The 24,631-nt window shown below is 49.2% G+C and carries 21 protein-coding genes and 11 pseudogenes; 20 read left to right on the top strand and 12 right to left on the bottom strand.

All coding sequences use genetic code 11. The features are described from left to right. Positions 1–216: 216 nt before the first annotated feature. From zwf to kdgA, 3 genes are all read left to right on the top strand, one after another. Complete coding sequence (gene zwf, locus ACLJZ5_RS03215; protein ID WP_000301711.1) at positions 217–1,692, top strand: glucose-6-phosphate dehydrogenase; 1,476 nt, start codon at positions 217–219, stop codon at positions 1,690–1,692. Between the two features lie 234 nt (positions 1,693–1,926). Further along, positions 1,927–3,738, top strand: coding sequence for a phosphogluconate dehydratase (gene edd / locus ACLJZ5_RS03210; protein ID WP_001069124.1), 1,812 nt, complete (start codon positions 1,927–1,929; stop codon positions 3,736–3,738). A 37-nt stretch (positions 3,739–3,775) separates the two neighbouring features. Continuing rightward, positions 3,776–4,417: a bifunctional 4-hydroxy-2-oxoglutarate aldolase/2-dehydro-3-deoxy-phosphogluconate aldolase gene (gene kdgA / locus ACLJZ5_RS03205; protein WP_000800494.1), complete on the top strand. Its 642-nt coding sequence runs from the start codon at positions 3,776–3,778 to the stop codon at positions 4,415–4,417. 99 nt (positions 4,418–4,516) lie between these two features. Here kdgA and purT read toward each other — a convergent pair whose 3' ends face one another. Continuing rightward, the gene (purT, locus tag ACLJZ5_RS03200) at positions 4,517–5,695 is read right to left on the bottom strand and encodes a formate-dependent phosphoribosylglycinamide formyltransferase (RefSeq protein WP_024798013.1); all 1,179 of its coding nucleotides are present in this window, start codon (positions 5,693–5,695) and stop codon (positions 4,517–4,519) included. A 130-nt stretch (positions 5,696–5,825) separates the two neighbouring features. Between purT and yebG the strand changes: the two genes are divergently transcribed. From yebG to ptrB, 4 genes are all read left to right on the top strand, one after another. Beyond that, the gene (gene yebG / locus ACLJZ5_RS03195) at positions 5,826–6,116 is read left to right on the top strand and encodes a DNA damage-inducible protein YebG (protein ID WP_000257723.1); all 291 of its coding nucleotides are present in this window, start codon (positions 5,826–5,828) and stop codon (positions 6,114–6,116) included. Between the two features lie 67 nt (positions 6,117–6,183). Next, positions 6,184–6,537: a protein YebF gene (gene yebF / locus ACLJZ5_RS03190; RefSeq protein ID WP_001042123.1), complete on the top strand. Its 354-nt coding sequence runs from the start codon at positions 6,184–6,186 to the stop codon at positions 6,535–6,537. 93 nt (positions 6,538–6,630) lie between these two features. Beyond that, positions 6,631–7,290, top strand: coding sequence for a tellurite resistance TerB family protein (locus ACLJZ5_RS03185; RefSeq protein ID WP_000024707.1), 660 nt, complete (start codon positions 6,631–6,633; stop codon positions 7,288–7,290). Between the two features lie 212 nt (positions 7,291–7,502). After that, positions 7,503–9,554 carry an oligopeptidase B gene (gene ptrB / locus ACLJZ5_RS03180; protein ID WP_000936999.1) on the top strand — a complete coding sequence of 684 codons (2,052 nt, stop codon included), beginning with the start codon at positions 7,503–7,505 and terminating at the stop codon, positions 9,552–9,554. 34 nt (positions 9,555–9,588) lie between these two features. On the opposite strand, the gene exoX is transcribed toward ptrB, so the two are convergent. From exoX to ACLJZ5_RS03165, 3 genes and pseudogenes are all read right to left on the bottom strand, one after another. Continuing rightward, positions 9,589–10,287, bottom strand: coding sequence for an exodeoxyribonuclease X (gene exoX / locus ACLJZ5_RS03175; protein WP_000944282.1), 699 nt, complete (start codon positions 10,285–10,287; stop codon positions 9,589–9,591). Positions 10,288–10,310: 23 nt separating this feature from the next. Continuing rightward, positions 10,311–10,966: pseudogene (locus tag ACLJZ5_RS03170) on the bottom strand (nitrilase-related carbon-nitrogen hydrolase). A gap of 107 nt (positions 10,967–11,073) precedes the next feature. Then, positions 11,074–11,304: a DNA polymerase III subunit theta gene (locus tag ACLJZ5_RS03165; protein ID WP_000856224.1), complete on the bottom strand. Its 231-nt coding sequence runs from the start codon at positions 11,302–11,304 to the stop codon at positions 11,074–11,076. 137 nt (positions 11,305–11,441) lie between these two features. Here ACLJZ5_RS03165 and yobA point away from each other — a divergent pair, with 137 nt between their 5' ends. The 3 genes from yobA to ACLJZ5_RS03150 are packed head-to-tail and all read left to right on the top strand — an operon-like array spanning position 11,442 to position 13,062. Further along, positions 11,442–11,816, top strand: a complete 375-nt coding sequence (gene yobA, locus ACLJZ5_RS03160) for a CopC domain-containing protein YobA (RefSeq protein ID WP_000168393.1) — start codon at positions 11,442–11,444, stop codon at positions 11,814–11,816. After that, positions 11,817–12,692, top strand: coding sequence for a copper homeostasis membrane protein CopD (copD, locus tag ACLJZ5_RS03155; RefSeq protein ID WP_000979700.1), 876 nt, complete (start codon positions 11,817–11,819; stop codon positions 12,690–12,692). It begins immediately after the preceding gene. Positions 12,693–12,708: 16 nt separating this feature from the next. Further along, positions 12,709–13,062 carry a YebY family protein gene (locus ACLJZ5_RS03150; protein WP_000722368.1) on the top strand — a complete coding sequence of 118 codons (354 nt, stop codon included), beginning with the start codon at positions 12,709–12,711 and terminating at the stop codon, positions 13,060–13,062. A 382-nt stretch (positions 13,063–13,444) separates the two neighbouring features. Here the strand turns inward: ACLJZ5_RS03150 and ACLJZ5_RS03145 are convergent. After that, a pseudogene (locus tag ACLJZ5_RS03145) lies at positions 13,445–14,077 on the bottom strand (tyrosine-type recombinase/integrase); the annotation flags it as partial. Here ACLJZ5_RS03145 and ACLJZ5_RS03140 point away from each other — a divergent pair. From ACLJZ5_RS03140 to ACLJZ5_RS03115, 6 genes and pseudogenes are all read left to right on the top strand, one after another. Continuing rightward, positions 14,076–14,363: pseudogene (locus tag ACLJZ5_RS03140) on the top strand (hypothetical protein); the annotation flags it as partial. The pseudogenes ACLJZ5_RS03145 and ACLJZ5_RS03140 overlap by 2 nt on opposite strands. After that, positions 14,359–14,563: pseudogene (locus ACLJZ5_RS03135) on the top strand (phage tail protein); the annotation flags it as partial. The pseudogenes ACLJZ5_RS03140 and ACLJZ5_RS03135, both read left to right, overlap by 5 nt. Before the next feature lie 44 nt (positions 14,564–14,607). After that, entirely contained in the window at positions 14,608–14,829 is a 222-nt protein-coding gene (locus ACLJZ5_RS03130; RefSeq protein WP_371070370.1) for a DUF4376 domain-containing protein, read from the top strand. Then, a pseudogene (locus ACLJZ5_RS03125) lies at positions 14,826–14,897 on the top strand (hypothetical protein); the annotation flags it as partial. The gene ACLJZ5_RS03130 and the pseudogene ACLJZ5_RS03125, both read left to right, overlap by 4 nt. Positions 14,898–15,002: 105 nt before the next feature. Further along, positions 15,003–15,335, top strand: a complete 333-nt coding sequence (locus ACLJZ5_RS03120) for a DUF1353 domain-containing protein (protein ID WP_031617877.1) — start codon at positions 15,003–15,005, stop codon at positions 15,333–15,335. 48 nt (positions 15,336–15,383) lie between these two features. Beyond that, positions 15,384–15,493 (top strand): annotated as a pseudogene (locus ACLJZ5_RS03115) (tail fiber assembly protein); the annotation flags it as partial. Positions 15,494–15,583: 90 nt separating this feature from the next. Here the strand turns inward: ACLJZ5_RS03115 and ACLJZ5_RS03110 are convergent. The 3 genes and pseudogenes from ACLJZ5_RS03110 to ACLJZ5_RS03100 form a co-directional block, all read right to left on the bottom strand. Beyond that, positions 15,584–15,769, bottom strand: a complete 186-nt coding sequence (locus tag ACLJZ5_RS03110; protein WP_071585801.1) for a PagK family vesicle-borne virulence factor — start codon at positions 15,767–15,769, stop codon at positions 15,584–15,586. A 242-nt stretch (positions 15,770–16,011) separates the two neighbouring features. Further along, positions 16,012–16,188, bottom strand: a pseudogene (locus ACLJZ5_RS03105) (phage tail protein); the annotation flags it as partial. Positions 16,189–16,204: 16 nt separating this feature from the next. Beyond that, positions 16,205–16,975: a transporter substrate-binding domain-containing protein gene (locus ACLJZ5_RS03100; protein WP_024798197.1), complete on the bottom strand. Its 771-nt coding sequence runs from the start codon at positions 16,973–16,975 to the stop codon at positions 16,205–16,207. A 476-nt stretch (positions 16,976–17,451) separates the two neighbouring features. Here ACLJZ5_RS03100 and ACLJZ5_RS03095 point away from each other — a divergent pair. Next, positions 17,452–17,594 (top strand): annotated as a pseudogene (locus ACLJZ5_RS03095) (helix-turn-helix domain-containing protein); the annotation flags it as partial. A gap of 28 nt (positions 17,595–17,622) precedes the next feature. On the opposite strand, the gene ACLJZ5_RS03090 reads toward ACLJZ5_RS03095, so the two are convergent. The 3 genes and pseudogenes from ACLJZ5_RS03090 to ACLJZ5_RS03080 form a co-directional block, all read right to left on the bottom strand. Beyond that, positions 17,623–18,423: a hypothetical protein gene (locus ACLJZ5_RS03090; protein WP_410958872.1), complete on the bottom strand. Its 801-nt coding sequence runs from the start codon at positions 18,421–18,423 to the stop codon at positions 17,623–17,625. A 934-nt stretch (positions 18,424–19,357) separates the two neighbouring features. Then, a pseudogene (locus ACLJZ5_RS03085) lies at positions 19,358–19,666 on the bottom strand (tyrosine-type recombinase/integrase); the annotation flags it as partial. Next, positions 19,632–20,076 (bottom strand): annotated as a pseudogene (locus tag ACLJZ5_RS03080) (recombinase RecT). The pseudogenes ACLJZ5_RS03080 and ACLJZ5_RS03085, both read right to left, overlap by 35 nt. Here ACLJZ5_RS03080 and ACLJZ5_RS03075 point away from each other — a divergent pair. Both ACLJZ5_RS03075 and ACLJZ5_RS03070 read left to right on the top strand, forming a co-directional pair. Then, positions 20,025–20,135: pseudogene (locus ACLJZ5_RS03075) on the top strand (replication protein); the annotation flags it as partial. The pseudogenes ACLJZ5_RS03080 and ACLJZ5_RS03075 overlap by 52 nt on opposite strands. A 14-nt stretch (positions 20,136–20,149) precedes the next feature. Next, positions 20,150–20,545, top strand: a complete 396-nt coding sequence (locus ACLJZ5_RS03070; protein WP_024798200.1) for a DUF977 family protein — start codon at positions 20,150–20,152, stop codon at positions 20,543–20,545. Positions 20,546–20,831: 286 nt separating this feature from the next. Here ACLJZ5_RS03070 and ACLJZ5_RS03065 read toward each other — a convergent pair whose 3' ends face one another. After that, positions 20,832–21,962 carry a GGDEF domain-containing protein gene (locus tag ACLJZ5_RS03065; protein ID WP_000529516.1) on the bottom strand — a complete coding sequence of 377 codons (1,131 nt, stop codon included), beginning with the start codon at positions 21,960–21,962 and terminating at the stop codon, positions 20,832–20,834. A 395-nt stretch (positions 21,963–22,357) separates the two neighbouring features. Between ACLJZ5_RS03065 and ACLJZ5_RS03060 the strand changes: the two genes are divergently transcribed. Continuing rightward, entirely contained in the window at positions 22,358–24,337 is a 1,980-nt protein-coding gene (locus ACLJZ5_RS03060) for an alkyl/aryl-sulfatase (protein ID WP_024798201.1), read from the top strand. The last annotated feature ends 294 nt before the right edge of the window (positions 24,338–24,631 follow it).

The raw sequence follows: 24,631 nt of genomic DNA, 5'->3' as shown, positions 1-24,631 counted from the left end.
ATTACATGACCGACGTCGGATTTTAAGTTCCAGCTTGTGTGGAAAAGCGACAATTTTATTAGGCGTTTTGCCGATTATATTGCCAATCAAACGCCGGTTCACCTATGAAAAGGCGTTTACGGTTTCCGTAATCTCGTAAAAGCAGTACAGTGCTGTGTAATAAAATTACAACGATATCCTGGCTAAAGTACCAGGAGATTAACTGAGGAGAATGACATGGCGGTAACGCAAACAGCCCAGGCATGTGACCTGGTCATTTTCGGCGCGAAAGGCGACCTGGCGCGCCGGAAACTGCTGCCTTCCCTGTATCAGCTTGAGAAAGCCGGCCAGATCCATCCGGATACCCGGATCATTGGGGTGGGGCGCGCGGACTGGGATAAAGAAGCTTATACCCACGTCGTGCGTGAGGCGCTGGAAACCTTCATGAAGGAAAAAATTGATGAAGGCTTGTGGGATACGCTGAGCGGCCGTCTGGATTTTTGTAATCTTGACGTTAACGATACGCCTGCGTTCAGTCGCCTGGGCGATATGCTGGATCAAAAAAACCGTACCACCATTAACTATTTTGCGATGCCGCCCAGCACGTTTGGCGCTATTTGCAAAGGGTTAGGGGAGGCTAAACTCAACGCCAAACCGGCGCGCGTCGTGATGGAAAAACCGTTGGGTACTTCGCTGGCGACCTCGCGTGAGATTAACGATCGGGTCGGCGAATACTTTGAAGAGTGCCAGGTATATCGTATCGACCACTATCTGGGTAAAGAAACGGTTCTCAACCTGCTGGCGCTGCGTTTTGCCAACTCGTTATTCGTTAATAACTGGGATAACCGCACTATCGATCACGTTGAGATTACCGTAGCGGAAGAGGTGGGGATTGAAGGGCGCTGGGGATATTTTGACCAGGCCGGTCAGATGCGCGATATGATCCAGAACCACTTGCTGCAAATTCTCTGCATGATTGCCATGTCACCGCCGTCTGACCTGAGCGCCGACAGTATTCGCGATGAAAAAGTCAAAGTGTTGAAATCGTTGCGCCGTATTGATCGCTCCAACGTGCGTGAAAAAACGGTTCGTGGTCAATACACCGCGGGCTTTGCGCAGGGTCAAAAGGTGCCGGGCTATCTGGAAGAAGAGGGCGCGAATAAAAGCAGCAACACCGAAACTTTCGTCGCGATCCGCGTCGACATCGATAACTGGCGTTGGGCGGGCGTGCCATTCTATCTGCGCACCGGCAAGCGTCTGCCAACCAAGTGCTCTGAAGTCGTGGTTTATTTCAAGACGCCTGAACTGAATCTCTTTAAAGAGTCCTGGCAAGACCTGCCGCAGAACAAATTGACGATTCGCCTGCAGCCGGATGAAGGCGTAGATATTCAGGTGCTTAACAAAGTACCGGGGCTGGATCATAAGCATAATCTGCAGATCACGAAGCTTGATCTGAGCTACTCCGAGACCTTTAATCAGACGCACCTGGCGGATGCATATGAGCGCCTGCTGCTGGAAACGATGCGTGGCATTCAGGCGCTGTTTGTCCGCCGTGACGAAGTGGAAGAAGCCTGGAAGTGGGTGGACTCCATTACCGAAGCATGGGCGATGGACAACGACGCGCCGAAGCCGTATCAGGCGGGCACCTGGGGACCGGTAGCGTCCGTGGCGATGATTACCCGTGACGGTCGTTCGTGGAATGAGTTTGAGTAAATTTGCCACTCACTCTTAGGTGGTATTTTACCGGTAACATGATCTAACACAGATTGTAGAATCATTTTTGCACTTTTAAGCCTCGTGTGGATTCACCTGCGAGGCTTTTTTTATTACACTGCCTGAAACGATTTTGCCCCATTATCCCCGGACATCATGTATTTCACTGTCTTTCCACATTGATGAAACGCATGGTAAACCCGGTAGCCGGACAGATAAATTTCAGGAGCCTCTATGAATCCTAATTTGTTACGCGTAACACAGCGCATTGTCGAACGCTCGCAGCAGACCCGAAAAGCCTATCTTGCCCGCATTGAGCAGGCGAAAACCGCCACGGTCCACCGATCTCAACTGGCCTGCGGCAACCTGGCGCATGGCTTCGCCGCCTGTCAGCCAGAGGACAAAGCCTCGCTGAAAAGTATGTTGCGCAATAATATCGCCATTATTACCTCCTACAATGACATGCTCTCTGCGCATCAACCGTATGAACATTATCCGCAGATTATTCGTCAGGCCCTGCATTCCGTTAATGCGGTAGGTCAGGTCGCAGGCGGCGTACCGGCAATGTGCGATGGCGTTACGCAAGGGCAGGATGGCATGGAGTTGTCATTACTCAGCCGCGAAGTGATAGCGATGTCGGCAGCAGTAGGCCTCTCTCACAATATGTTTGACGGCGCGTTATTCCTCGGCGTATGCGACAAAATCGTTCCGGGGCTGGCGATGGCCGCGCTCTCTTTTGGTCATTTACCCGCGATTTTTGTTCCGTCAGGCCCGATGGCGAGCGGCCTGCCGAATAAAGAAAAAGTCCGTATTCGTCAGTTATATGCGGAAGGAAAAGTAGACAGAATGGCGCTGCTGGAGTCGGAAGCCGCCTCTTACCATGCGCCGGGCACCTGTACATTTTACGGCACCGCCAACACCAACCAGATGGTGGTGGAGTTTATGGGAATGCAGTTGCCGGGTTCTTCGTTTGTGCATCCGGATGCGCCGCTGCGCGAGGCATTGACTGCCGCTGCCGCACGTCAGGTAACACGTCTTACCGGCAACGGCAATACGTGGATGCCGCTCGGTAAAATGATCGACGAAAAAGTCGTGGTGAACGGCATTGTCGCGCTGCTGGCTACCGGCGGTTCCACCAACCACACCATGCATCTGGTTGCAATGGCGCGCGCGGCGGGCATTCTGATCAACTGGGATGACTTCTCGGATTTGTCGGAAGTGGTTCCGTTGATGGCGCGTCTGTACCCGAACGGTCCGGCGGACATTAACCACTTCCAGGCGGCGGGCGGCGTACCGGTATTGATGCGTGAGCTGCTCAATGCCGGATTGCTGCACGAAGACGTTAATACTGTCGCAGGCTTCGGCCTGAAACGCTATACGCTGGAGCCCTGGCTCAACAACGGCGAGCTGGACTGGCGTGAAGGCGCGGAAAGGTCACTGGATAACGATGTCATTGCCTCTTTTGATAAGCCGTTCTCTCCTCACGGCGGTACTAAGGTGCTAAGCGGTAATCTGGGGCGCGCAGTAATGAAGACGTCTGCGGTACCGGTTGAAAACCAGATCATTGAAGCGCCTGCCATGGTATTTGAAAGTCAGCATGATGTGCTGCCTGCGTTTGACGCGGGTCTGCTTGATCGGGATTGTGTCGTTGTCGTGCGTCATCAGGGACCAAAAGCGAATGGAATGCCAGAATTACATAAACTCATGCCGCCACTTGGTGTATTATTGGACCGCCGTTTCAAAATCGCGTTAGTTACTGATGGACGACTTTCAGGCGCTTCGGGTAAAGTGCCTTCAGCTATCCACGTAACGCCGGAAGCCTACGATGGCGGCTTACTGGCAAAAGTGCGCGATGGCGACATCATTCGCGTGAATGGGCAGACAGGTGAGTTAACTCTGCTGGTCGACGAGGCGGAACTTGCCGCTCGTCAGCCTCATATTCCGGACCTGAGCGCGTCGCGCGTCGGAACGGGGCGTGAGTTGTTTGGCGCGCTGCGCGAAAAGCTGTCGGGTGCGGAGCAGGGCGCAACCTGTATCACTTTTTAAGATGACACACTAGTAATCAGGCGAGAGAAGAATTCCGATGAAAAACTGGAAAACAAGTGCAGAAGCAATCCTGACCACCGGCCCGGTTGTCCCGGTCATTGTAGTCAATAAACTGGAGCACGCGGTGCCGATGGCTAAAGCGCTGGTGGCCGGGGGCGTTCGCGTTCTGGAAGTGACTTTACGTACGGCCTGCGCGATGGATGCTATTCGCGCTATCGCTAAAGACGTGCCGGAAGCGATTGTCGGCGCCGGAACCGTTCTCAATCCGCAGCAGTTGGCGGAGGTGACGGAAGCGGGCGCGCAGTTTGCGATTAGCCCGGGACTGACTGAGCCACTGCTGAAAGCCGCGACGGCAGGCACTATCCCATTGATTCCCGGTATTAGCACCGTTTCTGAACTGATGTTGGGCATGGACTATGGTCTGAAAGAGTTCAAATTCTTCCCGGCGGAAGCGAATGGCGGCACTAAAGCGTTGCAGGCGATTGCCGGCCCGTTCTCTCAGGTACGTTTCTGCCCAACCGGCGGCATCTCTCCGGCAAACTATCGTGACTATCTGGCGCTGAAAAGCGTGTTGTGCATCGGCGGTTCCTGGCTGGTGCCGGCCGACGCGCTGGAAGCGGGTGATTACGATCGCATCACCAAACTGGCGCGCGAAGCGGTAGAAGGCGCAAAGCAGTAAGCCGTTAAATGCCCGATGGCGCTTGCTTATCGGGCTTACGAGTGGCGATCAGGCAGGTCTGATAAAAATGCGCTAACGTCGCCATCAGGCGATGGCGCATTAGCCTTTTACCGTCACGCGGCTGGCGGCCTTTTTCGCTCTTATCACCGCTTCTTCAACGTTTTCACCTGTCGCTAACGTTACACCAAGACGACGGCTGCCGTCGATCTCAGGCTTACCAAACAGCCGTACCTGCACTCCGGCTCCTACCGCCGCGTGTACATTATCAAACGTCACATTTCGACTGGTAAGCTGCGGCAGAATCACGGCCGAGGCAGCGGGACCATACTGGCGAATAGCGCCTACGGGCATTCCCAGAAAGGCGCGCACATGCAGCGCAAACTCAGAGAGATCCTGAGAAATCAACGTGACCATTCCGGTATCGTGCGGGCGAGGGGATACTTCGCTGAAAATGACTTCATCGCCACAGACGAAGAGTTCAACGCCGAACAGGCCATGACCGCCTAACGCCAGTACCACATGACGGGCAATCTCTTGCGCCCGCTTCAGCGCCAGTTCGCTCATCTGCTGTGGCTGCCAGGATTCGCGATAGTCACCATCTTGCTGACGATGACCGACCGGCGCGCAGAAATGCACGCCATCGACGGCGCTAACGGTGAGCAACGTAATTTCAAAATCAAATTTAACCACGCCTTCCACAATCACGCGACCCGCGCCAGCGCGTCCGCCCTGTTGAGCATACTCCCATGCCTGCGCGAGCTGTTCGGCCGAGCGGATAAAGCTCTGGCCTTTGCCGGAAGAGCTCATGACCGGTTTGGCGATGCAAGGAAAACCCACTGCGGCTACCGCATCATGAAAACTGGCCTCACTGTCGGCAAAGCGATACGTCGATGTCGGCAGACCTAATTCTTCTGCGGCCAGGCGACGGATCCCTTCGCGGTTCATCGTGAGCTGCGTTGCACGAGCGCAAGGCACGACATTCAGTCCTTCGCCCTCCAGTTCACGCAGCGTATCGGTGGCGATCGCTTCTATTTCCGGCACGATATAATGCGGTTTTTCCACTGTAATCACATGACGTAGCGCCTCGCCGTCCAGCATATTAATGACGTGTGAACGGTGAGCCACATGCATGGCGGGAGCATCAGGATAGCGATCGACGGCGATAACCTCGATCCCCAGGCGTTGGCATTCAATCGCCACCTCTTTTCCCAATTCTCCTGCCCCTAATAACATCACCCGCGTTGCTGCCGGACGCAGCGCAGTGCCTAATAGCGTCATATTTCTGTCCCCTTATTTACCTGCGCGCAGTATATACGAAAACGTTTGCGCATGTCTTTTCGAATAGATTGCTTTTCTTGCTGCCTTGCAATATACTGTATATAAACACAGGTAAATAAGGGGCTGCAAAATGGCGGTTGAAGTTAAATACGTAGTCATTCGCGAGGGTGAGGAGAAGATGTCATTTACCAGTAAAAAGGAAGCCGACGCCTGGGACAAAATGCTCGATACTGCCGATCTTCTTGATACCTGGCTTGAGCAGTCGCCAGTCGTGCTGGAAGATGGGCAGCGCGAGGCGTTGTCGCTGTGGCTGGCGGAACATAAAGAGGTGTTAAGCACTATCCTCAAAACCGGTAAGTTGCCTTCTCCGCAGGCGGTTGAAAAGGACGCCGCGAGTAAAACGAAAAAGCAAGCCGCCTGAACCCGTACTTGCGCTCCCGGCGTTTTGTACCATGCTTTTCCTGAATCATTGTGCTAAGGAGAAAAGTATGAATAAAAGAGGAGCGTTGTTGAGCCTGCTGTTGTTATCCGCCAGCGTATCGGCATTTGCGGCATCCACCGAGAGTAAATCGGTTAAGTTTCCGCAGTGCGAAGGGCTGGATGCCGCGGGGATTGCGGCAAGCGTGAAGCGCGACTACCAGCAAAATCGTATCGTGCGGTGGGCAGACGACCAAAAAAAGGTCGGGCAGGCTGACCCGGTCGCGTGGGTTAATGTGCAGGACGTTGTGGGTCAAAATGATAAATGGACAGTTCCGCTAACTGTTCGCGGTAAAAGTGCCGACATTCATTATCAGGTCATCGTTGATTGCAAAGCCGGCAAGGCGGAATATAAGCCCCGCTAGCAGCGTAATTTGCGCTTCTTTTGCCGGAACAGACAATTCCTGACATCCCCTCGGGTACGCTTGACCATTATTGGTCTGTATTTGAGGGGTACTATGGCTAACTGGTTGAACCAATTACAATCACTTCTTGGGCAAAAAGGCGCTTCCGCATCGCCTTCCGGTGAACAGGGGTTAAATAAACTGCTGGTTCCCGGCGCGCTGGGCGGTCTGGCTGGACTGTTGGTCGCCAATAAGTCTTCGCGCAAATTATTAACCAAATACGGTACTGGCGCTTTGCTGGTGGGTGGCGGCGCGGTGGCGGGTTCCGTATTGTGGAATAAGTACAAAGATAAAGTACGCGCTGCGCATCAGGGGGAGCCGCAATTCGGCAGCCAAAGTACGCCGCTGGATGTTCGCACTGAGCGACTGATCCTGGCGCTGGTTTTTGCTGCAAAAAGCGATGGGCATATTGATGCCAAAGAACGCGCGGCGATTGAGCACCAACTGCGAGAATCAGGTGTTGAAGAGCAAGGGCGTGTGTTTATCGAGAAAGCTATTGAGCAACCGCTTGATCCACAACGTCTGGCACAGGGCGTTCGTAATGAAGAAGAAGCCCTGGAAATCTACTTCCTGAGCTGCGCCGCCATTGATATTGACCACTTTATGGAACGTAGCTATCTGAATGCGTTAGGAGACGCGCTAAAAATTCCTCAGGAGGTTCGGGACGGTATCGAGCAGGACTTGCAGCAGCAAAAACAGGCGCTACCAGGCTGATAACCTGCCATTAAGTAACATGTTTCGCTTGCATCATGCGTGTCTTTTGCCACCCTTATAGGATGGATAGTTTACGTCATTCATGTTGCAGGATAGCGGCGAAGCAGTGACATCTCAGGCGCTTACCGAGGTGAGCGACCGGGACTACCATGCTACGCCGCTGTGTTTGCCGCGTGATATATAACAAATATTAACGCAAAAGAAAAAACGACATGTTGCCAAAAGCCAATCGAATTCCCTATGCCATGACCGTACATGGCGATACGCGCATTGATAATTATTACTGGCTGCGAGATGACACTCGCTCGCAGCCGGAAGTCCTTGATTACCTGCATCAGGAAAATGAGTATGGCCGGAAGGTCATGACCTCTCAGCAGGCGTTACAGGACCGCATTCTAAAAGAAATTATCGATCGTATCCCGCCCAGAGAAGTTTCCGCTCCGTATGTGAAAAACGGCTATCGCTACCGTTATATCTATGAACCCGGCTGCGAATATGCCATCTATCAACGACAATCGGCGTTAAGCGAAGAGTGGGATGTGTGGGAAACCTTGCTCGATGCGAACCAGCGGGCCGCGCACAGCGAATTTTATACGCTCGGCGGACTTGCCATTACGCCGGATAATACCATCATGGCGCTGGCAGAAGATTATTTATCCCGTCGTCAGTATGGGTTGCGTTTTCGTAACCTCGAAAGCGGTAACTGGTATCCGGAACTGCTGGATAACGTTGCGCCTGAATTTGTCTGGGCCAATGATTCCTTGACCCTTTACTATGTGCGTAAGCATAAGAAGACGCTGCTGCCCTATCAGGTTTGGCGGCACACGATTGGCACTCCGTCATCGCAAGATGAACTGGTATATGAAGAGAAAGACGATACCTTTTATGTCAGCCTGCATAAAACCACTTCGCAGCATTATGTGGTGATTCATCTTGCCAGCGCCACCACTAGCGAAGTGCTGTTACTTGACGCGGAACTGGCCGATGCCGAGCCGTTTTCATTTTTACCGCGCCGCAAAGACCATGAATATAGTCTCGATCACTATCAACATAAGTTTTACCTGCGTTCTAACCGGAACGGTAAAAACTTTGGGTTGTACCGTACCCGCGTGCGCAATGAAAACGCCTGGGAAGAGCTGATCCCTCCGCGCGAGCATATTATGCTGGAAGGGTTTACCCTGTTTACCGACTGGTTAGTGGTCGAAGAGCGTCAACGGGGGCTAACCAGCCTGCGGCAAATTAACCGTAAAACCCGTGAGGTGATAGGCATTGCCTTTGACGATCCGGCTTACGTGACGTGGCTTGCCTATAATCCCGAACCTGAGACCTCCCGGCTGCGTTACGGCTATTCTTCAATGACGACGCCAGATACCTTGTTTGAACTGGATATGGATACCGGAGAACGACGGGTACTTAAACAGACGGAAGTGCCTGGGTTTGATTCTGGCTGTTATCAGAGCGAACACCTGTGGATCACCGCACGCGACGGCGTCGAAGTGCCGGTATCGCTGGTTTATCATCAGAAGTATTTTCGTAAAGGGCAAAATCCGCTTCTGGTTTACGGCTACGGATCTTACGGTTCCAGTATTGACGCCGACTTCAGCAGCAGCCGACTGAGCTTGCTGGATCGTGGTTTTGTTTACGCAATCGTACACGTTCGCGGCGGCGGTGAGCTGGGGCAGCAGTGGTATGAAGATGGCAAGTTCCTCAAAAAGCGGAATACTTTTAATGATTATCTTGATGCCTGCGATGCCTTATTAAAACTGGGTTACGGTTCGCCGTCGCTGTGTTACGGGATGGGCGGGAGCGCGGGCGGAATGCTAATGGGCGTCGCTATCAACGAACGCCCCGAGCTTTTCCACGGCGTTATTGCCCAGGTACCCTTTGTTGATGTATTAACCACGATGCTGGATGAGTCGATCCCACTAACGACAGGAGAGTTTGAAGAGTGGGGGAACCCGCAGGATATTGAGTATTATGACTATATGAAAAGCTATAGTCCTTATGACAATGTCAAAGCGCAGGACTATCCGCACCTGCTGGTGACGACAGGATTGCACGATTCCCAGGTGCAATACTGGGAACCGGCGAAGTGGGTGGCAAAATTACGCGAGCTAAAAACGGACCAACGTCTGCTGCTGTTATGTACGGATATGGACTCCGGGCACGGTGGTAAGTCGGGGCGGTTTAAATCCTACGAAGGCGTCGCGCTGGAGTTCGCCTTTTTAATTGGCCTGGCGCAGGGAACCTTACATAGCGCATAGACGCGCGCCCGCAATGGCTTGTGAGCGTCGCGGGTTATTGTGGTGTTCCATTGCTGCGTTGCTCGCCAGCCTGAACATCTTCCAGGTAGTGTTTAAGCGTCAGGCGAAGCTCCGGGCTCATATTATCAAGGTTATTAAAAAGCCAGCGTAAATAGCCCGGATCGCGTTTTGCGACTTCAGATACCGCCTTACCGCGGTATTTACCGAACGGGAAAGTGGTTAACAGCGCCGGACGGCCCGTGATATTGACCATTTCTTCCGCGGTCCAGCCGGTGGTTCGCATAATATCAATCAGCAAGGCGGCGGTGATATAGCAATCATAAAGCGCCCGGTGATGATGCAGCCCCGGCGGCGTTTGTACGCTTAGTTTGCGCGATTTATAGAGCGCCATATTGCTGTATTTTATTCCCGGCCACAGGCGTCGCGACAACTTCATGGTACAGATCCACTCACCCGGCAATTCAGGTAATACGCGTCTGTCGAAACTGGCATTGTGAGCGACATACCACTCACTACCGTAATAAAGCGGTATGACATCTTCAATCCACGGCTTATCGGCGACCATGGCTTCGGTAATACGGTGTATCGCCATCGCCTGCGGCGTAATAGGGCGATCGGGGCGTATCAGGTGACTCATGGGATTGACAATGTTGCCATCAATGACATCTACAGAGGCTATCTCTACGATCCCGCCCTGCAGCCCGCAGGTTTCCGTGTCTATAATCCGCAACATGATTCATTCCTCACCGAAAGACCTTAGCGTAATGGAATGATATCGCCTTGCCAACCCTCCGTTGTGCGCAGGCCCGTCAGTAATAGCGAACCGCAATCGGCACGAACAATAAGTTGCCCGCTTTCATCCCACAGCGCGCTACTGCCACAGGCATTGGCCATCAGTACGGCCAGCGCATATTTATGCGAAAAACGTTGTAAGCGTGAGGTAGAAGCATGTAGTTCAGGTTCGTTAAGACATTGACTGGTTGTGAATAACGTAAATGAGGGATCTATATCACCACCTTCTGGCTGCTCATCCACCACGTTGATAGCGCTTCGCTGCCTGGCAATACAGGCGCCATGACTTTTGTGAAACATGAGCGGCGACGCTAGCCATGGGGCAAAAATAGCGATGCCTTTTACGAAGCGGCAGTTATGCTCAACAGGCATACCCACAATGATAGTCATATGGTGGGTATCGGCCGCATGAGTGAGCGGCTGTAAAAGCGCCTCGTCAGGCGGGGCGGGCAACGATTTATTCCTTTCGTCGCAGCCTATAGCGACAGTGACGGAAAGACCAGCAGTTCGCACTGTTGACGAGCCGCAAGCTCAATATATTCCAGATGATGGGCGACATGCTCCGCCGGCGAGGCGTTCAGGGGCGCATACTGCGCAGCAGCAATTTTCCAGGAGGACATAATGACTTCCTTTTCATAGTCTCTACAGCCATTCTAAAAAGCATAGGTTAAGAATCGCCTTATAATGTAGTCGTCTGCATGTAAGGAAGTGTAACGTTATATAATTTTTATTTAACTTTGGGTTCGTAAGGGAGTCGGGATAGTGATACGGAAGCCAGACGATGGGCAATCAGCCGCTCGCGAAACCAGGCGCGTAGATGCTCTGGCTGCTCACGTTCGACCGCCTCCGCGACAACAGGCATATTGTAGCGCTCTTTAAATGCCACCCCGGCTGCCGCCAGGTCCACATTGACTTTATCCATTTCCGCTTGTTCAAGCTGAGCCAGATTCGTTTTCATACGCGTCTCCTTTTTTGTTGCCGCCAGAAGGTACTAAGAGTCCGCGGTAATGGCAAGATGGAAATGATGATCCTCGACTCATTGATTGTTGAAGGTTATTCTTTGTAACGTAGGTATAACAAAAAGGAATAGTGAATATGGCTTCTTCTGCACCATCGCGACGTTTAGCTTTACTGCTGCTGGCATCGACATTTGCGACGCCAGCGGCCTGGGCACATGCGCACCTGACGCATCAGTATCCAGCGGCGAATGCTGCCGTTACGGCCTCGCCACAGGCGCTGACCCTGAACTTTTCTGAAGGGATTGAGCCAGGATTCAGCGGCGCAACCATTACTGGCCCTCAGCAAGAGCTCATCAAAACGCGCCCGGCAAAGCGAAATGAACAGGATAAAACGCAGTTGATTATCCCGCTTGAGCAGCCGTTAAAATCTGGCGCTTACACGGTAGACTGGCACGTTGTGTCGGTGGATGGACATAAAACAAAAGGGAAATACACCTTCAGCGTGAAATAAATGATGCTGACATTCGTCTGGATAACTCTCCGATTTATTCATTTTGCTAGTTTGATGCTGGTCTACGGCTGCGCGCTTTACGGCGCCTGGCTGTCACCCGCACCAATTCGTCGTTTAATGACGCGTCGATTTTTACATCTGCAACGACATGCCGCCGCCTGGAGCGTTATCAGCGCGGCTTTCATGCTGGCGATTCAGGGCGGACTGATGGGCGGCGGCTGGCCCGATGTTTTTTCCGTCTCGGTGTGGGGCGCGGTACTGCAAACCCGCTTTGGCGCGGTCTGGATATGGCAAATTATCCTCGCGCTGGTCACGCTGGTGGTGGTAGTCATTGCGCCGGTAAAAATGCAACGACGGCTTCTTATTCTAACCGTTGCTCAGTTTATCCTGCTGGCAGGCGTTGGACATGCGACGATGCGCGATGGTGTAGCGGGAACATTACAGCAAATTAACCATGCTCTGCATTTACTCTGTGCCGCAGCCTGGTTTGGCGGGCTGTTGCCAGTGGTTTATTGTATGCGCATGGCTCAGGGACGCTGGCGTCAACATGCCATTAGCGCCATGATGCGTTTTTCTCGTTATGGTCACTTTTTTGTGGCGGGCGTATTGCTCACAGGCATTGGCAACACGCTATTTATCACGGGATTTACCGCTATCTGGCAGACCACCTATGGACAGTTGCTTTTGTTAAAATGTGCGCTGGTGGTGCTTATGGTAGCAATTGCGCTGACGAATCGGTATGTTCTCGTACCACGTATGCGACAGGAAAATCCCCGGACTGACCTATGGTTTGTCAGGATGACGCAAATTGAATGGGGAGTTGGAGGCATAGTTCTGGCGATCGTCAGCCTGTTTGCAACCCTCGAACCTTTTTGATGGACTGGCATAACGAATGAAAAAAATACTCCTTCCGGCGCTTCTGCTGGCCACTTCGGGCGTAGCGTTGGCGGCGCCGCAGGTGATTACCGTAAGTCGTTTTGAAGTAGGAAAAGACAAGTGGGCGTTTAATCGGGAAGAGGTCATGTTGACCTGTCGGCCTGGCCAGGCGCTCTATGTGATCAACCCCAGTACGCTGGTGCAGTATCCCTTGAATGCCATTGCCGAACAGCAAGTAGCGGAGGGTAAAACGCGCGCTCAGCCTATTGCCGTCATTCAAATCGATAACCCGGCGAAGCCCGGTGAGAAAATGAGTCTGGCGCCGTTTATCGAACGTGCGCAAAAGCTTTGTGATCCATCCAATAGCTGACTGATTTTTAATAAAAAACCGTAAACCTTCACGAAAAGGCTTACGGTTTTTTTATCTCTGATGACAGACAAAACGCCAGGTTTTTTCAATCACCTTCGTCGCAAACTGGAAAACCTGGCGTCGTCATCTATTCTTAAAGGGCAAGGCGATTTAGCCTGCATTAATGCCAACTTTTAGCGCACGGCTCTCTCCCAAGAGCCATTTCCCTGGACCGAATACAGGAATCGTATTCGGTCTCTTTTTATTTTTATTATAAAACAGTCAGTTATGATCAATGATCCGAAATTTTCCGAAATTTTTCCGAATTTCTGTATTCCGGTCTTTTTGGTTATATCACAATCAAATTAAATTTAACATTTATTTCACAAGGAAAATTGGAGTATTAGAGCATCATATAAGCTTTATCATCACGCTCATCGAGATAGAGTTTCGTGGTGTTCGCTGATGTGTGGCCCAGGAGTTTTTGGGCGAACACCTCGCCGTGCTCGTTTTTGTACAGCCGCCCGGCCAGACTTCGGATCTCGTGAAATGTCGGTGGATTATTGCTGAAGTTAACACCGGAGGCTTTTCTTGCTTTTACAAATTTCTTTGTCAGCCCATCCGGGTGAATATTCCCGGTCGGGCTATTTTTCCTGATTCCTGCACTGATCATGAAATCGGTTCTGCTTACCAGCCGGCAGCGATCGATAACCGTTCCCGGACGTAACCCTGGCGCCTGAAGTGTCAGGGAGAGGGGAATGGCTATTTTCATTCCGGTTTTAATCTGAGTTACGTATAAGCGGTTGTCAAAAACATCACTAAATTTCATATTTACGATATCCTCCCTACGTTGACCAGTAACCAGCGCGAGATCCATCGCAAGAGGAAACCACACAGGCAGATGTTCTGCCGCCGTCCTCGTGGCGTTATATGTTTCCAGTTGCAGGCGTTCCCTGGCAACCTTAATTTCAGGTGCTCGGGTTGGCTCAACCGGATTCGTTGTTATTCTTCCTTCCACAATTGCCTCACGAAAATCATTCATCGGTAACCGTAAACCGGATGAGTTGCTAAATGCTGTGGAGCGGTATTTCAGGGAGAAGGCCATCACAGCCAGTGTTAACGACCAGACCACAGGGATTATCACCGGTACCGGAGATGATCCGGAACTGAGTTCGTTGTATCTGGACTGTTCACTGTTACCGCAGACACAAAATATCCAGGAGCATTACCGTATCGTCGCGCAGGTCTGGAGTGCCGGTGAAGGCAGTAATGTTTCAGTAATGGTGACAGGCACTGCCGGACTGGATATTGCCTACGGTAGCGCCACATACCGGATTACCGTCAAACTGTACCGATATTGCCCCTCCTGATATTCCGGCCAGTCATATTGCTGTATTTGACCCTGAAACCGAAACGTGGGGTCTAAACGAAGACCATCACGGCGAAACAGTGTACGACACGCAAACCAGCAACCCGATTTATATTTCAAAACCCGGCCCGTTACCGGAGAACACCACCACACAGGCCCCCACATCACCAATAGATAAATTTGAAAACGGTCAGTGGGTGGCTGACCTTGCGACCGCACTCGGTCAGAAATACGCTGAGATTAATGCGTGGCGTAATGCGCAGGAAAACGGTAACTATCCGTTCACACTGAATGATCACCACTGGGACTGCGGTAAAGCGTCGCAGGACCGACTGTCGCCAGTAACGGCGGTGGCAAACAGGGAACGCTACCACCAGGATTCTTCTGGACGGATGCAGATAACATCGATGTGCCAATGAGCGCAGACGAACTGATTAAACTCGAAGCCGCTATGCAACAAAACATGGTACTGGTGGGTTTTAAAATCCACGAACGCCAGCGGCAGATGAAGGACGAAGTGAACAGTCTCACCAACGCACAGGCTGTACTGGGTTACGTGTTGGCTGGCCGGAAAATCGTTAAGGAATGTATTATGAGCTGCTTCACAACCCCGGCCATTCTTGAAATGCCTGGCCACTACCTTTGGCGTGTACATGAATCTTTTGAATTTTACCTCAGCGACGACAACAGCGACGTAATCAGCGTACCAGCCGGATTTGTAACTGATCTCGCCACCGTGCCATGCATCTTCTGGTCAGTCATGCCGCCAGACGGCAAATACGCTAAAGCGGCAATAATCCACGACTACCTTTACGACAATGCGCTGCGCACGAAAAAAGAAGCCAATTTGATATTCCTGGACGGAATGACCGTGCCTGGCGCGCCGAAGTGGAAACGGATTGAGATGTATCTGGCGGTCAGGTGATTTGGCAGGGGAATGTATGGGAAAGAACGTAAATACTGTGAATGATTTGCCACAGATGACGAGATTAAACGGCTGGAAGCATGGGAACTCTACAGCGTAATGGTAAACAGGGTGGATACATCTGCCTCTCCTGGCCGGATAAACCAGCCAGTCTGTAGTCGTTACTGTGGTACTTTAATTGTCCATGTATCACAAATTACTTGTTTACACGTTAATTAATCACCCAGGTTAATAAAAGGTTGTTTCGTTTACCAGCATATTTTACCCTCTGGTAGTTCTGGGATTGATATACCTGCCGGCCAGATTTTACACCACGGAAAGGAAATGCCCGGGAATCCTTTATTACCGCTTTCAGTGGCCATTGCAGATGAAGAAAATGTTATGGCTGATATAGCAAAAACCAGCGCTAACAATACACTGTTAAATTTATTCATAATATTATCCACATAGTTGAGAGTTATGCTGCCTTCTTAACTTTTACCGCAATCCTTTACCAGGATAAAGCAGAGGCGAAAATTTTTCTTGTCTGTCTACTGATTGTTAAGCAAGTATTTACTTTGAAATGGAATAATAAGTGTAGTAATTTCATTCTCTACAGAAAATTTACTTGTATCTGAATGAACTCGTGTAGATACCAGAACCAAATTAACGCCTAAAAAACTGCAAGTTAGTAGTATTACTGTGGTAATGCAGACCATCTGATTACTGTGAAGGTGGCCTCATCTGAAACGCCTGTTAAATCCAGCGTTTTAAGCTTCCTGATATAAGCCATCCATTTAGCCTGGCTGGCTCTATCGTCGTCACATCTTTCACCCCGCGCCAGTTCTGTTCGTCAGTCGGCAATGGTGCTTGTCAAAATTTTGTGGCGGCTACTCTGGATTTATCTGCCACTTTCTGGCAAGTATGATTCTGTTTTCATCAGATAACCAGCTATTTACAGCATCAAGAAGATACTGATTATCCTTCGCCATCATATAGACTTTATTACCGGCAGTGTCGGGGAGGATACTCCTGGTTGATACGCAGAAGACGCCTGGCTCTTTGTTCTGGTAATAAGTACCTTCGAGCAAGTCGGTAAACATGACATCAGCGCTGCGTTCACGAATCCTCTGCAGAGTGGCATCATTATCTTTTTCGCGAATAACATCTGCATACCTGATATGCTTGTCAACATAGTCCAGATTTGTACCACCTGGATTAACAACAATCCGCACGCCCTTACGGTCAATATCTTCAAGAGATTTGAAGTCATTAATCCTGTTACATTGCGTCAGCGCTATTTTCCCATTTTTAAGTACCGGAGAAGAAAGTGCGAACTGTTTTCTTCTGCCGGGAGTTTCTGTAATCCCTCCCATTGCAATATCAAATTTGTCTGCTGCCAGGTCAGTTGACAGTGTAGGCCAACTGCTAGGTACAAACAGGATATTCAGGTGCAGAGCTTTGCCCAGTGAATATGCCATATCAATATCAAAACCGATTAATTTATTTTGTTTGTTGTGAAATGCGAGGGGAGCATAGTCACCAGGCACCCCCACACGTAACTCTTTGCTTTCTTTAATCGCCTGCCAGGGTTTTGCCATCGCGGAATGAATACCTGAAAGTGACAACAAGATAACAAACATAAAATATACTTTTTTCATTACTCTTACCCTAATGTTTGATCAGTAGACTACAGATGAGATTGTCTTCTCTCCATTGCACCGGCAACCTTTACTGGGCAGGGAACCCAATAATAGTGGTATATTAAACGGGAGATCCTCTCGCCACGATATACTATCCGCTATGAATACCTGCTTCGGGTTAAGTGACAGCTTCAATTAAATTTTCACCCTGATTTTTCACATTTCTGATGTGATGGATTACCGCAGTCACGTTGTTTGCAAGAGCGTGCCTTGGTAGGCTGCCTGCTGTTTAGTCAGAACTGACTGTAATCGTGTTTATAGGTCGTACAGTTCACTATTGTGATGTAACGTCGTATGTTGATCAGCAGATCGTATGCTGACGATTTCAAAAGTACATAATTAAGTACATTTTTATATGTCACTTTTGTTTAATTCTATTTAATTCAGTTAGTTGAGTTTTTGTTTTCGTAATCGTTATTAAATAATAATCACAGGAACAATGGGCGCAGCCGGGCGCTTCATTAGGGCCGGAGTACCGTGACAGCAGGTAGCGATTATTTATGATGTTGGCGTTTCGACGTTGTACAGAAAATTTCCGGCGAGTAACATGCCTTTGATGCCATTCATGGGAAAATAACACTCCTTTAATCAGCCATAAGAGTTAATTATATAAACTTAAATGGATTGGTTAGTTGAATTTCATCAAGATTAACTCTATATAAAATATTTATTGTCTTTGTTATGGCGTCTATATATTCAGCGCTATTCATTATAGCAGTGTATTTATCGTATGCTTCGAAGCAATGATTTTCATTAATATATTTACTGCTATTGTTTTTATAAATTTCATATGACTCTTCATTTTTGAAAATGCGCGCATCCAGCCAAGGGTCAAGTATATATTCCGATATTCCTTTTGAATCAGTAAAAGTCAAAAAAACGACCACATGATTCCCTCCTGACGCGCTATTATACATAAGTGATGTGCTTATTCTGGCATCAAATACATTATTTTTCGAAAATCCTATTCCGGTTAGTCTTTGTGGTATATATTTTGCAATAATCGCACCTAAAATTAGCGACATATCAGCACAGTTCCCTGTGTTATATTTTATTGAATCAATGGAAGAATATATTAGACTCAGAGATATTGGGTTTTCTGGTCTTTCAGCCATAGCTCTGTCAAAAGAGTTTGCTTTTATAGCTTGCAGAAATTTCTTGTGATGTTCTCTTTGTAAATTAAGAGCGTCGTATTTTTCCTGCGTATCAATTTTAAGCCTGTCAATTTGCATAGCATCATAACTGTCCGATTTCTTTATTATTGTTCTGACAAAAACGGTACATTCTGAAGCAGCATTAATAATACAGGAGGATAAATCAACTGAAGTACTCTGTTGGTTGTTACAGGCGCTCACTCCAGTTGTGTCGAATTTTTCTGTAGCTACATGTCCAACATTTATAATCAATTACATTTCCCTGTATTCAAAATTAAGCGATATTCTTATGTCACGACAACCTAACAGGGACTGACTACAAAGATCTTTAAAGAAACGTTCATTATTGTATCTATTGATGAACTCCCTTCAGATTTAGAGGTTGTGCCCATGGTCGAAAAGCTCCTCTACGCTCATATACTTAACTTATCGGGGACATGGTAGGTTAGGATGTGAAAACACAGGGACAGTTACTGTCACTGCGAAGGCAGCAATAAGGAGGCCTATCCTGTACGAACTGTGGAAAACTATATCTTGTTCACGATCACCTGCATCGTTGACGATGCGCGATCCTGGAGGTTTGACGACTGCCCGGTATGATCGGTGCCGCAGCCACGTCGTATGCAGGAACGGACTGCGGCAAACTGGCGATCGTTCGATAGTGCGAATATTGAATGGTTGCCAGTCGCGGCGGATTCTACTGGTTAAGAATGGCTAATCAATGTGTTTAATCTGAAACCAGGCATCTGTTCAACTTTTCGTGATCGCTTTTGTTGGCATCACTATTAAGCCTTCGTCTACATGGGCATTTGGCATCGGGAGGCCACCAGTGGAAGAGGTCGAGTGATATATTGGGCAGTGAGTTTGATTGGTCGGGGGATTTATACGCAAAATGGTTCGAAATATGTCCGAATTAAAACGTAAAAAGTGATAACTAATTGAATCTATTAGAATCAAAAATAACGTATTCTAACCGTTAAAATCACTTAATTAATATGTAACATTATGAATTTAAAGAGAAGGATTAATTGTTGCCGTAAACAGAAATCGTATTCGGTCTCTTTTTATTTCGATTATAAATCAACGGGTTATGTGTTTCCCCTCGAAATTTCCTCGAATTTCTGTATTCCGGTCTTTTTGGTTATATCACATCCAAATCCAGTTTAACATTTCTTTTACAGCAAAATCAGAGCATCACGTAAGCTTTATTATCGCGTTCATCGAGATAGAGTTTCGTGGTGTTCTCTGAGGTGTGGCCCAGGAGTTTTTGGGCGAACACCTCGCCGTGCTCGTTTTTGTACAACCGCCCGGCCAGACTTCGGATCTCGTGAAATGTCGGTGGATTATTGCTGAAGTTAACGCCGGAGGCTTTTCTTGCTTTTACAAATGTCTTTGTCAATCCATCTGGATGAATATTCCCGGTCGGGCTATTTTTCCTGATTCCTGCACTGATCATGAAATCAGTTCGGCTTACCAGTCGGCAGCGATCGATTAAGGCGGGCAACGGCATAGACATGAGTAACCTGTGCATCTTCGTTCTCACCCGGACGGTGTACCAGCTTCTCTTCCAGACCAAACTCGAAGCTGAAATCGTCACCTTCACGGACAACGCGCGCGGAAAGGCTGGCAATCTGTCCGGAACGGCGGGCAAGGTCGATCATTCCCCGGTAGCCAATAATTAACTGAACGTTTTTTGCCTGACTTTTCGTTTTTGTTTCCGAACGGCAGCAGATAGGCATGACCGAGCGCGCCGCCGGGTTCCAGCCCAAGCTGGGAACACTGAACGATGGCGCTGACAAAACTCATGGTGTCACAGTCACCCAGCGCCGGAACTTTTCGGATTTCCGTTGTGGCTACCGCCGGTACGCCGTCAACTTGCAGCGCCGCGCCATCCGGCAGGGCCAACTCCGGCACAACTGATAATGGAAGAATTCAGACGGCGTAAGGCGGCGGGAAGGCTTTAACAGGGGGGGGACTTATGAGCAGAAATTACACACCGGCGCAGAAAGCTGAAATACAGAAGCGCCTGACGGAACTGATACGAACACACGGTCGGATGACGTTTGGAGAGCTGCGGAAGATAACAGGGTTAACCATTTTTACAGCCCGCCACTACCTGGAAAAGGCGGAAAGTTGTGGGGATCTGTATCAGGCCGGGAGAAGCGGTATTTTTCCTTCGGAACAGGCTTTCCTGCTTTGGAAGCAGAAACGTGAAGATGCCAGGATTACCCGCTTTCTGAAAACGCCGGAAGGTGTCGTGAGTTCCTACGACCGGACCAGAAACGTTATCTGTACGGAGTGCCGGAACAGCGTGACGATGCAAAGGGTACTGGCATTTTATCCGGGATATTACCGGGAGGCGAAATCTGCATGAAAATCGAATAATATAACTTTGCAGAGGTAGTGAATATCGTAATCACCCGTTCGGCATTTGAATTCCGTGAGCACAGTCGTGTTGTGAATGTCGCCTTGTTCACAACACCAGGAATATTCCACTGTCAACTGGTTGTCTGCGGCTGGACATAATTTTATCTGATATTCAGGCTGTACCAGCGCAAAGGTTCTGTGAGTCCGACTGTCTTTTTTGCTTCCAAATATTCAGTTTTAATTATCTGAGTATGGCAAGGTGATCATCTGTATCAAACACCGGGCAACTGGTTTTACTTTACCCAACGATTACGTCCCTGTTGTTTAGCCCGATAAAGGGCCTCGTCCGCTCTGGCAATAATGCCGGTAACAGTGTCACCGGCTGTGGAAAGGGTGATGCCCATGCTGACGGTGACCGTTTCGCTAACTGCAGATGCTGCATGCGGCAGTGCGGTTTCACGCAGGTTTGTCTGAATACGTTGAGCAACCAGTGCTGCTTCATTCAGCGACGAAGAAGGCAGCACAACGACAAACTCCTCGCCCCCGTAACGTGCCACCAGGTCTGCCGGAGTACGAATCGACCTCTTCACTACACAGGCCACCTTTGCCAGACAGGCATCGCCAGCCTGGTGACCATAATGGTCGTTATAGTTTTTGAAATAGTCCACATCGAGCATGATCAGTGCAAACGGCTCCGTCTGGCGGAGAGCATCCCCAAGAAAACTTTCCATTGAACGTCGATTAGCGGTCCCGGTCAGTGCATCCTGGTGAGCCATAACGTCGAGACGCGCAATAAGCATCCGGTTTTCCTGGTAACGCAACCAGGCTTCATCAAACCAGCGCTGCAGGATAAAGCGACCATAAATGAGTATGGCGGTAAGAGTAAGCCAGACTAATAAAAACCGGATATTCATATACTGGTTAAGCTGCACACTGGCCAGTAGGGCGGTCAGCCATAACGGGACGATGAAAAGTAGCAACGCTGGCAGATGATAATAAAGCGCAGCCAGCGCGGTAAGCATAAGGATGACACTGAGAGGCCAGGCAAAAGGCAGCTGCCACCAGACAATAAAACAGTAGCTACAATAGCTCCACATCAGACTGAGAATCAGCAGCATCACCAGACAAAGAGGAGTAAATCTGGTCGGAAGGCGGTAAATGAAAAGGAGTATCAGGAACGAAAAAACAATAATACTGCCCATAATATCGTCTATTAAAGGCAGTATTCCAGTCTGTGCACTGATCGACTTGTCAAAGTCACTGATGAGTATGTGGCGAAATAAAATGATAAGCGCAAAGCTGATATTCACAAATGTGAACCACGGAATACTTACACGTAGCGCTTGCCTGACCATATCTTTATGATCCTGCCATACCCTTCCAGCACTGGAGGTACGGCGCCTGTCGTCCGAATCCTGCCCCATCCTTAATCGCCTCATATAATGAATAATTACTATCCAGTGTAGTGCGGAGATACTTCACGGTGAAAAATGGAAAAGCTATCAGGCCAGGCTGCATTTTTGGCTGATGAGATGATTTTTGCTCCACAGTGACGAACTTATAGTCACAATTCCTGTAGTAGGGGGGAGAATTATAGTGTCTCCCGGAAACTGGAAGCGAGCTTACCCCACTTACTAAAAGAGGATGTAACTGGCAGACGTAAAACACGATTTATTTGTATCCATAAATAGCGAAATGTAACGTTTTGGTTATATTTAAAAGAGAGAAAATGGTCAGCAATAACTTTAATTGTTTGAATTAAAAGATAATTAATCGACCAGACTCAGTGATACAGAATATTTTTACATGAGGGGTGCAAATGAGACTTAAGTTGATCGTTAAAAGTTTTGCGCTGGCGGGGCTACTCTCTTCCACTGCTCTGACACCTTTATTTGCACAGGAAGCCCCAAAAGGTGCCACTGCTTCAACCAGGCAAGCTAACAATGCGCTTTATAACCAACTTCCTTTCTCTGATAACACCGATTTCACGAATGCCCATAAAGGCTTTATTGCTGATTTACCTGAAGAGGTGATTAAGGGAGAGCAAGGGAATGTCATCTGGAATCCACAGCAGTACGCTTTCATAAAAGAAGGGGAAAAATCTCCTGACACTGTTAACCCTAGTCTGTGGCGTCAGTCCCAACTAATCAATATCAGTGGCTTGTTTGAAGTAACAGACGGCGTCTACCAGATTCGTAACCTTGATTTATCCAACATGACGATTATCGAAGGTAAAGAGGGGATTACGGTTGTCGATCCGCTGGTTTCTGCGGAAACAGCCAAAGCCGGTATGGATTTGTATTTCAAAAACCGTGGCAATAAGCCTGTTGTCGCCATCATTTATACTCATAGCCATGTTGACCACTATGGTGGTGTGCGTGGCGTTGTCGATGAAGCGGACGTGAAATCCGGCAAGGTGAAAGTGTATGCGCCTGCTGGCTTTATGGAGGCAGCAGTAGCCGAGAATATTATGGCCGGCAACGTGATGAGCCGCCGTGCCAGCTATATGTATGGCAACCTCCTGAAACCAGATGCCTCCGGCCAGGTTGGCGCCGGACTGGGGACGACCACCTCTGCGGGGACGGTGACACTGATTGCGCCCACTAATATCATTGATAAAGACGGCCAGAAAGAAGTGATTGATGGCCTGACTTACGACTTTATGCTGGCCCCTGGTTCGGAAGCCCCTTCGGAAATGCTGTGGTTCATCGAAGAGAAGAAACTCATCGAAGCCGCAGAGGACGTCACTCACACCCTGCATAACACTTACTCGCTACGCGGCGCAAAAATTCGTGAGCCGTTGCCCTGGTCGAAATATATCAACGAAGCTATAGTGCGTTGGGGTGACAAAGCTGAAATTATTATGGCCCAGCACCACTGGCCGACTTGGGGTAACGAGAATGTTGTTGGTCTGCTGAAAAGCCAGCGAGACCTGTATCGTTATATCAATGACCAGACTCTGCGTATGGCCAATGAAGGTCTGACTCGCGACGAAATAGCGGCCAACTTCAAACTACCGGATAGCCTGGCAAAAACCTGGGCCAACCGCGGCTATTACGGCTCCATCAGCCATGACGTAAAAGCAACGTATGTGCTGTATCTCGGTTGGTTCGATGGCAATCCGGCAACCCTTGATGAGCTGCCACCCGAAGAAGCGGCTAAGAAATTTGTTGAATATATGGGCGGTGCCGATGCGATTCTTCAGAAAGCCAAAGCAGACTTTGACCAGGGGAACTACCGTTGGGTTGCTCAGGTGGTGAGTAAGGTCGTGTTTGCCGATCCAAATAACCAGAATGCACGTAACCTTGAAGCCGATGCGCTGGAACAATTGGGGTATCAGGCTGAATCTGGTCCATGGCGTAACTTCTACCTGACCGGTGCGCAGGAGCTGCGTAACGGTGTGGTTAAAGGTCCGACGCCAAATACAGCAAGTCCGGATACCGTTCGGGCAATGACCCCTGAAATGTTCTTCGATTTCCTGGCTGTACATATCAACGGTGAAAAAGCGGGTAATGCCCGGGCGGTGTTTAATATTGACCTTGGCAGCGACGGCGGAAAGTACAAGCTTGAGCTGGAAAATGGCGTGCTGAACCACACGGCTAATGCTGAAGCGAAAGACGCTGATGCCACGATTACTCTGAACCGTGACACGCTGAATAAAATTATCCTGAAGGAAGAAACTCTGAAGCAGGCTCAAGATAAAGGAGAAGTCAACGTTACCGGTAATGCTGCGAAACTGGATGAGATGCTGGGCTATATGGACAAGTTTGAGTTCTGGTTCAATATAGTTACACCATAAATAGATTCCCTGCGGCGTCAATGCTGCAGGGAAGTTACTTCAGACAATTCTGTACGTTTTTCATACTCGATTTTTCCTTCATTCTTTATATCTTGCTTCATTTTATGTATTTGCTGCTGAAGCACATGACCCTGATGCCAGTCAGTCCTGATTCTGTTATGCACAGCCTTTTTCATCAGATGACAGTAACTGGTTGTTGCGTGATTCAATGGTCTGCGAGTCTGGTCAACATGCTTTTAGTTAGTTAAATGTGATTCTACTAATTCGTAATGCGAAGGTTATAAGTTTGATTCC

This window comes from Salmonella sp. 5800, from assembly GCF_046558195.1.
Classification (GTDB): domain Bacteria; phylum Pseudomonadota; class Gammaproteobacteria; order Enterobacterales; family Enterobacteriaceae; genus Salmonella; species Salmonella enterica.
This window is presented reverse-complemented; position numbering and strand designations above follow the sequence as displayed.